This is a genomic window from Alcanivorax sp. HI0044, from assembly GCF_001634945.1.
This window is the reverse complement of the sequence record NZ_LWEZ01001329.1, coordinates 1-9,209: the sequence shown is the minus strand read 5'-3', so window position 1 is coordinate 9,209 and position 9,209 is coordinate 1. Positions and strand designations below refer to the sequence as shown.

Here is a 9,209-nt window from a genome sequence, read left to right as displayed (position 1 = left end):
CCAAGCCGGTATTGATGGAACGGTTTGGCATCAGCGACCGTCAGGCGGAAGCGATTCTGGAATTGAAGTTGCGCCATCTGGCGAAACTGGAAGAAATGAAGATTCGCGGTGAGCAGGATGAGCTCAACGAAGAACGCGAATACCTGGAAACCACCCTGGGTTCCATGGCGAAAATGAAGAAGCTGGTAGCCAAAGAGCTGAAGGAAGACGCCGAGAAATACGGTGATGATCGCCGCTCGCCGCTGGTGGAGCGCGATGATGCCAAGGCCCTGGATGAGACCGACCTGCTCAGCGCCGACCCGGTGACCGTGGTGCTGTCGGAAAAAGGCTGGGTGCGTGCCGCCAAGGGCCACGAAGTGGATGTGGAAGGGCTCAGTTACAAGGCAGGCGACAAGTACAGGGCCAGCGCCAAAGGTAAATCCAACCAGCCGGTCTGCTTTATCGACAGCACCGGGCGGACCTATTCGTTGCCGGCGCACACCTTGCCCAGTGCGCGGGGGCAGGGTGAGCCCCTGTCTGGCCGGGTGAATCCGCCTTCCGGCGCCAGCTTTATGGCGGCGGTGATGGGCAAGGACAAGGATGCCTACCTGATGAGCACCGATGCCGGTTACGGTTTCGTGGTGCGCTATGCGGACTTGCTGGCGAACAAGAAAGCGGGCAAGACGGTGCTTAATGTTCCCAAGGGCGCGCGGGTGCTGCCGCCACAACCGATAGCCTCCACGGCGGATGATCGCATTGCGCTGGTTTCCAATGAAGGCCGGCTGTTGGTGTTCCCGGTCAGCGAGTTACCGGAAATGGTTCGCGGCAAGGGCAACAAGATGATGTCGATTCCGGGTGCGCGTGTGGCCGAGCGGGTGGAATTCGTGCAGGACGTTCAGGTGGTTGGCCCGGACGATGCCCTGACTCTCTACGCGGGCAAGCGTCATCTGACCCTGAAAGCCGGCGATCTTGAGCACTATTATGGCGAGCGGGGCCGTCGTGGGGCGAAGCTGCCGCGTGGGTTCCAGAATGTGGATGCCATGTCTGTGGAACGCAAGGGCTGATCGTGCGGACATAGAACGGGAAAGGCCGGTAATGCAAAGGTGCAGCCGGCCTTTTTTCTGTGTGTACACAAAGCAGGCTCGCAGTAAAAAGGTTCGCCGGGGCGGTGGTGCGGCGAGTGGATAGGGACTGGAACTAACGAGGTTTGCGCGGAATGCTGACGGGTATCATTGCCATTGTACTGTTGTTGCTAAACACCTTGATTCTGATTGGTCCGATGCTGCTGGTGGCGCTGCTCAAACTGGTGCTGCCCGGTGCCAAAGCAAAACGCGCCTGTTCGGCCATGGTCATGGGGATTGCGGAGAGCTGGGCGGAGATCTGCAAGGGGATTTTTGCGCTGCTGACACCCACCCACTGGGATATTCGTGGGGTGGAATCCCTGCGCAAGGACACTTCCTATCTGGTGGTCAGTAATCATCAGTCCTGGGTGGATATCCCGGCGCTGGTGCAGGCGTTTAATCGCAAGACCCCGTACTTCAAGTTTTTCCTGAAGAAAGAACTGATTTGGGTGCCGTTTCTCGGGCTGGCTTTCTGGGCGCTGGATTACCCGTTCATGAAGCGCTACAGCAAGGCGTTTCTGAAAAAGAATCCGCACCTGAAAGGCCAGGATCTGGAAATCACCCGGCGAGCCTGCGAGAAATTTCAGGGTATCCCTGTCACGGTGGTGAATTTCCTGGAAGGGACTCGCTTTACCCCGGCCAAGCACGCTGCGCAGCAATCCCCTTACCGGAATTTGCTCAAGCCCAAGGCGGGCGGTGTGGCATTTGTACTGGCCGCGCTGGGGGATAATCTGGATGCGTTGCTGGATGTGACTGTGGTCTATCCGGACGGGAAGACCCCGGGGTTCTGGGATTTGCTCAGCGGCAAGGTGCAGAAAGTGATTGTTGACGTGCGCACCTGCCCGCTGGAACCCCGCCTGTGGCGCAGCGATTATCAGGACGATCCGGTGTTCCGTGAAGAAATTCAGCAGTGGGTGAGCGAGTTATGGCAGCAGAAAGATACTCGGATTGAAGTGCTTCGTGGCGGGTGCCAGGATCGTCCGTAACGGTAGGCGGTGGCATCTGTAGGCATTTGCCGGTCGGCTTTACCCGCGGGCATTATCCAGGTTGCCCGAAGGCCGTAAGCCGACAGTCCACCTTTCTGCTGGCGCCATCACCCCTGATGCCCTGAGTGTTTTAGAAACCCAGAGAGATGGCGATATAGGGGCCGCCCACGTCCAGGTCGGTATCCAGATTGTTCACGTCATCGAGCACGATATTCATCTGGCTATACCCCAGTTCCAGCCCGAACAGGTAGTCCGAGCGCCAGCCCACACGGGCGTTATAGTCGTTCATCTTGTTGCCGTCGTAGGCAATGGCGTTGAGTTCCGCCCCCACATAGACGCCGGGAACCGGAAGCTGTGCCCGGGCGCCTGCGTGCAGCATGGGTAAGGTTTCATCAATGCTCAGTGAGGTTTTCCCCGCCAGGCTGTTCAGTCGGAGTTCTCCGTCCAGACGGCGCAGAGTAAGGCCAAGATCCACTTTCACGGCATTGTTGAGAGGGCTGTAGTAGAGGGTGCCGTCCAGCATCTCCAGGTCAAAATCCGTGGCCACGCGAGTGTTGGCAACAAAATTTTGCCCATTGAATGTGAAGCTTCGGCTGATGATATTGCTGGCGCTGTCAGACAGGTCGATATAACGCAGGCGCACATTGGGAACCAGCGGTACGGCGTGTTCCACCCCCAGGTAGAGCACGTTCTGGTCGGCCTTGTTGAAGCCCAGGTCATCCTGCACGTCGATGTTGGCGCCGCCGGACGCCACATTGCCTTCCAGCTCCGTATCCCAGGTATACCCGCCACCATAGATCGCCACGCCGGGGGCCGCGTGGGCGAGAGGGGTGGCCAGTAGCGCGGTTACCAGCAAGCCTGCACGTTTCATGGGTAATCCTCATTGTTCTGGATTCGCCCCAGTATTGCAGCTGTGAGGGGTGGCACCAAGTGAAGGCGGAGTCTGTTATGATTGCGATCACACCGCGTTAACCGCTTGCCAGTGCCCCAGGGCGCTGCCTGAACCGATGATGACCCTATGTTTCTTGATGAAATGCCCGGCAAATTTCGTTATCCACAGCCGGAAGATGCCGAAGACAAAGCACTGCTGGCGGATATTCAGCGCAAGGGCTGGCATCACTTTGCCGTCTCCGGTGGCGATGGCCAGCCGGGCTACACCTTCAGCGTGGGGCATTTCCTCAACCTGAACCACCCGGAACTGATAGTGGTGGGTCTGAAAGATGCGCTGGCCAGCAAACTGTTGGACAGCGCCGCCGTGCGCATTCGTGGTCTGAAGAAGCCCTACCAGCCCTACCGTCTGTATAACGACATTGCCGACGGCCTGGAAGTGATGTTTCTGCCGGTGGCGTTTCCGCACTACAAGGAATATCTGGGCTTTGCCAACTGGTTCTACCAGAGCCTGCCGGCGCCGTACCCGGCGCTGCAGATGGTCTGGCCGGATCCCAAAGGCGTGTTTCCCTGGCAGCCCGGTTACGACACCCGTTTTCACCGTGCCCAGCCGTTGCTGGGCAAGGCACCGGCGTCACCGCTGGCCCAGCCTTAATGGTTTTTGACGGCCCTGCCAGGGCGATCTGTTCATGGAGAAAGAGAGAACATCATGGCGAATTCACTGCAGAAGCAATTGATGAAGGCGGGGCTGGCGGACGAGAAAAAAGCCCGCAAGGCCAAGCAGCAGAAGCGCGAGGATGTGAACAAGGCCAAGCGCGGTGAAATCGAGCTGGAAGATCCGGCAGATCGTGCCCGTCGCTTGCGTGAAGAAAAGGCCGAGGCGGATCGTCAGCGTGAAGCCCAGCGCAAGGCGGAGCGGGAAAAGAAAGAGATTGCCGCGCAGATCAAGCAGATGATTGAGCAAAGCCGGCTGGATCGTAACAACGGCGAGGTGGCGTTCCAGTTCGTGCAGAACAAGAAGATCAAGAAAGCCTATGTCACCGGCAAACAGCAGAAGCAGCTGGAACGCGGCCAGGTCGCCATTGTCGCTCTGGGTGAGAGCTTCGAGCTGGTGCCCACGGTGGTGGCGGAGAAAATTCGCCAACGGGATGAAGCGGCTGTGCTGTTGCTCAATGAACGCGGCAATGAAGCCGTGGATGAGGACGATCCCTACAAGGACTTCCCGATTCCTGACGACCTTATGTGGTAAGTGCTGCTACGAAGCTGCTGTAGGAGTTCCCTTCCAGGGGACGAACCTCGCACAGCGAGGCCATCGCCCGCAGGGCGATCAGGAAAACCAGAACGTAGCCGCTTGCGCAAAACGCTCATGTGAAGCGTGGTGCACTCTTCAACCAAACAGGCCAAACCCATGACCGTATCCCCCAAACTCGGCACTCGCCATTCCCTGGAAATTCTCAAGGTCATTCGCAATGGCTTGCTGCTGGATGGCGGCGACCTGGGTGAGGTGCTATTGCCGTCCCGGGAAGTGGAAGGCCAGACGCTGGGCCCCGGTGACAGTGTCATGGTTACGCTTTACAGCGATGGTGAAGGTCGGCCCATGGCCAGCCTGCGTACCCCGCGTGTGCAGCTTGGTCAGGTGGCTTCATTGAAGGTAGTGTCCACCAGCAAGGTGGGGGCGTTTGTGGATTGGGGCATGCCCAAGGACTTGCTGCTGCCGTTTGCCGAGCAGAAAGGGCCGGTGCGCGAAGAGAGCTGGGTGTTGGTGATGCTGACCACGGACCGGGAAGGGCGGCTGATGGTCAGTGCCCAGCTGGACCGTTTTCTGTCCGATACCTGTCAGGCGTATCAGCAGGGGGATGAGGTGTCGCTGGTGGCAGCGCACAGCACTGACCTGGGCTACAAGGTAGTGGTGGATGATCATGCCTGGGGCATGATTGCGGCCAGTGAACTGCGTGCGCCATTGCGCCCTGGGCAACGGGTGACCGGCTATGTGCAGCGCTTGCGTCAGGATCAGAAACTCAGCCTGTCCCTGAATGCGCCGGGGGCGGCGAAGAGTGATGGGCTCACGGAGCAGATTCTGGCGGCGCTGGAAAAGGCCGGCGGCGAACTGCCTTTGGGTGACAAGAGTTCGCCGGAAGCCATTTTCCAGACTTTCCGCTGCAGCAAAAATGCGTTCAAGCAGGCCATTGGCGGCCTCTACAAGGCACGCCGGATTGTCATTGAGAAAGAGCGTATTTTTATTCCTGACGTTTGATCTTTGCAGGCTCCGTGATTCCGTAGGTCGGCTTAGGCGGAGCCGTAAGCCGACACCCGCCTTCGCCTGGGATTGCTAAACCGCAATCAGAACCGGTAGTCCATTTTCAAACTATACTTGCGGGCATCCCCGTAGTATCCCCCGTTATAGAACCCCAGGTTGTTGAAGTACTTCTCGTCCGTCAGGTTGCTCACGTTGGCGCCCACCGACAGGGCGGGAGTCACCTGGTAGCGAGCCATCAGGTCCACCAGCGTGTAGCTTTCCTGAACAAACTTGTAGTTGGCGCTGGCCCCGGGGCGCGTCACGAATGCATAGGTCTTGTTCTGCCAGGATATCGCCGTGCCGACAGTCAGGCCGTTCAGGTCACCGCGAAAGCGGTACTGGGTGGACAGGCGGATCATGTCTTCCGGCGAAGTGGTGTTGAGCTCGTCGCCATCCGGGTCTTCGGTAATGCGGTAGGTGTAACCTGCCTGTACCTGCCAGTCAGGCAGGATCTCGCCGGCGGCTTCCAGCTCGAAACCGTTGGTTTCGGCACCATCCACAGCTCGGTAGGCCACGGAGTTGGCTGGCCCGCCGGGAATAGGCTGACCGGTGGATTCAGCGAAGTTATCCTGATTGGTGCGGAAGACGGCGAGGGTGGTGTTCAGTCGGCCTTGGTTAAATTCGCTCTTTAATCCCGCCTCGTAGCTGTTGCCTTCTTCCGGGTCGAGAATCTGGTTGTTGATGTCGCGCACGGTCTGCGGTTGAAAGATGCTGGTGTAGCTGGCGTACACGGAGTGGTGGTCGGTCAGGTCATAGACCAGTCCCAGGTAGGGCACGACTTCGCCGTTCTCCTGATAGGATTCGTCGTTCAGCGGTCCTTGCCAGTTAAACCCTGTGGTTTCCTGCTCCCAGTCCACTACCTGGCCGCCGGCAATAACCGCAAGTCGGTCGGTGGGTTTGAAACGGGCGGTGGCGTACAGGCTGGTCTGTTTGCTGTTTTGCTTTTCCACCGTATTGGGCGCAGCCCAGGCCGGTTTGGGAATATCGCCATCCCAGTTGAGCAGGTTGGGCACCACGTTGTTGAAATTAACCGGCGACTGGCCGGTGTAATCCCGTTCGGCATCGGAATAGCTGGCGCCCACCACCAGTTCGTGTTGGCGGCCGAAGAGGGCGAAGGGGCCGTTGGCATAGAGGTCGAAGGTGTCCTGGGTCTTGTCTTCCACATAACGTCCGGACCATAGCGTCTTGCCGCTGCCATCGCGGTTCAGCTGGCCGCCACCGGCGGAGGCCAGCTGGGCATCATAGTTGTTCTGCTGGTTGGTGTAGGCAAACTTGCTGTACCAGCCGTTCTCGAACTGATGCTCCAGGTTCACAAAGACGGTTTGTGAATCCTGGGCCCAGCTGCTCCAGTCGGTGGCCGGGTTCAGGTCCCGGTCCAGATCGGCGATGCCGCCGTCGCTGTAGAACAACGGGATGCCGCCCCAGGTAGACCCCATGGGATCATAGTCCATGTAGTCCATGCCCACGGTGAGCAGGGTGTTGTCGAACAGGTCCGCTTCAATCACGCCGTAGAACACCTGCTTTTCGTTTTCGTAGTGATCCAGAAAAGACTCGCCCTGTTCGTAGGCGCTGACAAAGCGACCGCGCACCCGGCCATTCCTGGACAGTGACCCGCTGGCATCGAACTCGCCGCGGTAACCGTCCCAGCTGTTCAGCTCCGCACCCACCTGGCCGGTGAAGTCGCGGGTAGGTTTCTTGCGCACCAGGTTTACCGTGGCGGACGGGTTGCCGATGCCATTGAGCAGGCCGCTGGCCCCGCGCAAGACTTCAATACGGTCGTAGATGAAGGTATCGGACAGGGCCGCTTGTTTACCCAGGGTGTCGATGCGGGTAGACGGCATACCGTCGTAAAGAAAGTTGGTGATTTCAAAACCCCGGGCGAACAGTTGCTGGCGCTCGGTATCCTGGCTTTTCACGGTAACGCCAGGCGTGCGTTGCATCACTTCCGCCACGCTGTCGAGGTTGAAGTCGTCCATCTGCTGACGGGTAATCACGGAAACAGACTGCGGCGTTTCGCGGGGCGATAGCACCATGCGGGTTGCGGTGTTGGTGGCAGTGGTACCGTATCGCTCCGAGCCTTCGGTGGTCATACTGGCATCGTGTTCATCCACGCTGCTGGCGGTGACATCGATATTGCTCAGTGTGTGTGGACTGTCGTTGGCGGTGGTTTCGGAATAGGCCGTGCCGGACACCAGTAGCAAGCTGGTCGCCAGAACGGAAAAACGCAAATCAGACATGGTTTCCCCCGGAAATAATGAAATGCAGTGGCGGTGCACGCAGGTTGGCGGGCACCGGAGCATGTGATGGCTGGGGGATACCTGGCGAAAATCACAGGCGGTGGATGATAATGGTTTTCATTTGTAATTCAAGATGGCGACAGGAAATGCTGTGAGGCAAGGGCGATGACGATGCTTTTAGCGCTGTATCTGATAGGTATTACGGCGGAAGCCATGACCGGCGCATTGGCGGCGGGGCGGCTGCGTATGGACTTGTTCGGGGTGGTGATGGTGGCCTGTGTGACCGCCATGGGGGGCGGTTCCATCCGCGATGTGCTGCTCGGGCATTATCCGCTGACCTGGGTGGCACACCCGGAATACCTGGGGCTGACAGCGGCGGCAGCGCTGGTCACTACCTGGGTGGCTCCCTTGATGCAGCGTCTGCGCATGCTGTTTCTGGTGCTGGATGCGCTGGGGCTGATTGTGTTTACGGTGATCGGGGTGAAGGTGGCCCAGGGCATGGAGCTGGGTGCACCGGTGGCGGTCTTGTCCGGGTTGATTACCGGCATCTTTGGCGGGGTGATTCGTGATCTGCTGTGTAACCGCATGCCGCTGGTATTTCAGAAAGAACTGTACGCGGTGATTTCACTGGGGGCGGCTTGTCTGTACCTGTTGCTGCAATTCACCCCGTTGGGGGAAATGACCATCACCCTGGTGACACTGGCCAGTGGTTTCCTGATGCGCATGCTGGCGATTCGCTATGAATGGCACCTGCCCCGTTTTCAGTACAACGTCCCCGAACAGTAGACCCGGGTTGTGGTGTCGCTTCAGTGCCAGCGCAGGTCAACCGGTTCGCGGGTGGCGAAGCGGGCCAGGTGACTGTCGATAATCTCACGAAGGCGTTCCAGCTCATCGCTACTGGCCTGGCAGTGCAGGTGTAGTGCCTGGTCATCTGCACTCAACTCGCAGGTGCCGAAAGGAAAACGAATGGTGCCCTTGTGGTCGTCGAATTCGGTTTCCACCTTGTGGCTGAAATGCCGGCAGAGCTTCTTCAGATAGAGGGAGGCATGGCCGGTGGCCGCAAATCCATGGGCGTGTTTCATGGTGGTAACTCCTGTGCTTTAAGTTGATAATATCAACTATATTGCTATTTTATTGACAGTGTCAACTAAATTGACAGTCGCGAGAACCTTATGCCTGATGATATTTCCGTGCCTCTTGCCCAGGCGTTCACGGCCACGCTTAACCGACTGCGCGGGGCCATGCGTGAACCGCTGTCCGCGCTACCGGTGTCGCTGGGTCCACCGGATATCGGCTTGCTACAGTTTCTGCTGAATACGCCGGGGGCCACCCCCCAGTGCCTGGCGCGCCACCAGGCCCGTGACAAGGCGCAGCTCACCCGCAAGATCAAGGCACTGGAAGCGCAGGGGCTGATACGCCGGGAAGCCGACCCGCATGATGGCCGCAAGGTGCGCCTGTTCCTCAGCGAGCAGGGGCAGGCCATGGCGGATGCCGCTGAGCAGGTTCGCCGGGCGGCGTTTGCCGAGCTTCTGCAAGGCTTGAGCCGCAGTGAGCAAGAGCAGTTGCTCGGGTTGTTGCAGAAATGTCAGCAGCCGCTTGAATGACCCCCTGCGCAAAGCGTGCACAAAGTGATGGCCGTCGCCTTTTTGCATGGGTAAGGTTTGCCATACTGTTCCCCTCTGAACAGGGATGATTGACGATA

General features: G+C 58.7%; 10 protein-coding genes. 7 read left to right on the top strand and 3 right to left on the bottom strand.

Features of this window, described 5'->3' with window-relative positions:
• Positions 1 to 1,043 (top strand): DNA gyrase C-terminal beta-propeller domain-containing protein (locus A3730_RS19690; protein WP_304439511.1); only part of this gene is annotated, 1,043 nt, incomplete at its 5' end.
• 152 nt (positions 1,044 to 1,195) lie between these two features.
• Entirely contained in the window at positions 1,196 to 2,086 is an 891-nt protein-coding gene (locus tag A3730_RS19685) for an acyltransferase (protein WP_082872468.1), read from the top strand.
• A gap of 130 nt (positions 2,087 to 2,216) precedes the next feature.
• Here A3730_RS19685 and A3730_RS19680 read toward each other — a convergent pair whose 3' ends face one another.
• Positions 2,217 to 2,957 carry a TIGR04219 family outer membrane beta-barrel protein gene (locus A3730_RS19680; protein ID WP_063519682.1) on the bottom strand — a complete coding sequence of 247 codons (741 nt, stop codon included), beginning with the start codon at positions 2,955 to 2,957 and terminating at the stop codon, positions 2,217 to 2,219.
• Between the two features lie 147 nt (positions 2,958 to 3,104).
• On the opposite strand from A3730_RS19680, the gene A3730_RS19675 reads away from it, so the two are divergent.
• From A3730_RS19675 to A3730_RS19665, 3 genes are all read left to right on the top strand, one after another.
• Entirely contained in the window at positions 3,105 to 3,629 is a 525-nt protein-coding gene (locus tag A3730_RS19675; protein WP_063518608.1) for a DUF4262 domain-containing protein, read from the top strand.
• A gap of 54 nt (positions 3,630 to 3,683) precedes the next feature.
• Positions 3,684 to 4,223, top strand: coding sequence for a DUF2058 domain-containing protein (locus A3730_RS19670; RefSeq protein WP_063519683.1), 540 nt, complete (start codon positions 3,684 to 3,686; stop codon positions 4,221 to 4,223).
• A 159-nt stretch (positions 4,224 to 4,382) separates the two neighbouring features.
• A complete protein-coding gene (locus A3730_RS19665) occupies positions 4,383 to 5,228 on the top strand; it encodes a S1 RNA-binding domain-containing protein (RefSeq protein WP_063521163.1) in 846 nt (281 codons plus the stop codon).
• Between the two features lie 86 nt (positions 5,229 to 5,314).
• On the opposite strand, the gene A3730_RS19660 is transcribed toward A3730_RS19665, so the two are convergent.
• Positions 5,315 to 7,507, bottom strand: coding sequence for a TonB-dependent siderophore receptor (locus A3730_RS19660; RefSeq protein WP_063538734.1), 2,193 nt, complete (start codon positions 7,505 to 7,507; stop codon positions 5,315 to 5,317).
• A gap of 171 nt (positions 7,508 to 7,678) precedes the next feature.
• Between A3730_RS19660 and A3730_RS19655 the strand changes: the two genes are divergently transcribed.
• Positions 7,679 to 8,293, top strand: a complete 615-nt coding sequence (locus tag A3730_RS19655) for a trimeric intracellular cation channel family protein (protein ID WP_063520170.1) — start codon at positions 7,679 to 7,681, stop codon at positions 8,291 to 8,293.
• Positions 8,294 to 8,313: 20 nt separating this feature from the next.
• Here A3730_RS19655 and A3730_RS19650 read toward each other — a convergent pair whose 3' ends face one another.
• A complete protein-coding gene (locus A3730_RS19650) occupies positions 8,314 to 8,589 on the bottom strand; it encodes a DUF2218 domain-containing protein (protein ID WP_063520169.1) in 276 nt (91 codons plus the stop codon).
• A 90-nt stretch (positions 8,590 to 8,679) separates the two neighbouring features.
• Here A3730_RS19650 and A3730_RS19645 point away from each other — a divergent pair, with 90 nt between their 5' ends.
• Positions 8,680 to 9,111, top strand: coding sequence for a MarR family winged helix-turn-helix transcriptional regulator (locus A3730_RS19645; protein ID WP_063520168.1), 432 nt, complete (start codon positions 8,680 to 8,682; stop codon positions 9,109 to 9,111).
• The last annotated feature ends 98 nt before the right edge of the window (positions 9,112 to 9,209 follow it).

Bases quoted from the DNA above. Each gene is read 5' to 3' on its own strand.
- A3730_RS19685 (WP_082872468.1), top strand. From the start codon at position 1,196: ATGCTGACGGGTATCATTGCCATTGTACTGTTGTTGCTAAACACCTTG.
- A3730_RS19680 (WP_063519682.1), bottom strand. From the start codon at position 2,957: ATGAAACGTGCAGGCTTGCTGGTAACCGCGCTACTGGCCACCCCTCTC.
- A3730_RS19675 (WP_063518608.1), top strand. From the start codon at position 3,105: ATGTTTCTTGATGAAATGCCCGGCAAATTTCGTTATCCACAGCCGGAA.
- A3730_RS19670 (WP_063519683.1), top strand. From the start codon at position 3,684: ATGGCGAATTCACTGCAGAAGCAATTGATGAAGGCGGGGCTGGCGGAC.
- A3730_RS19665 (WP_063521163.1), top strand. From the start codon at position 4,383: ATGACCGTATCCCCCAAACTCGGCACTCGCCATTCCCTGGAAATTCTC.
- A3730_RS19660 (WP_063538734.1), bottom strand. From the start codon at position 7,507: ATGTCTGATTTGCGTTTTTCCGTTCTGGCGACCAGCTTGCTACTGGTG.
- A3730_RS19655 (WP_063520170.1), top strand. From the start codon at position 7,679: ATGCTTTTAGCGCTGTATCTGATAGGTATTACGGCGGAAGCCATGACC.
- A3730_RS19650 (WP_063520169.1), bottom strand. From the start codon at position 8,589: ATGAAACACGCCCATGGATTTGCGGCCACCGGCCATGCCTCCCTCTAT.
- A3730_RS19645 (WP_063520168.1), top strand. From the start codon at position 8,680: ATGCCTGATGATATTTCCGTGCCTCTTGCCCAGGCGTTCACGGCCACG.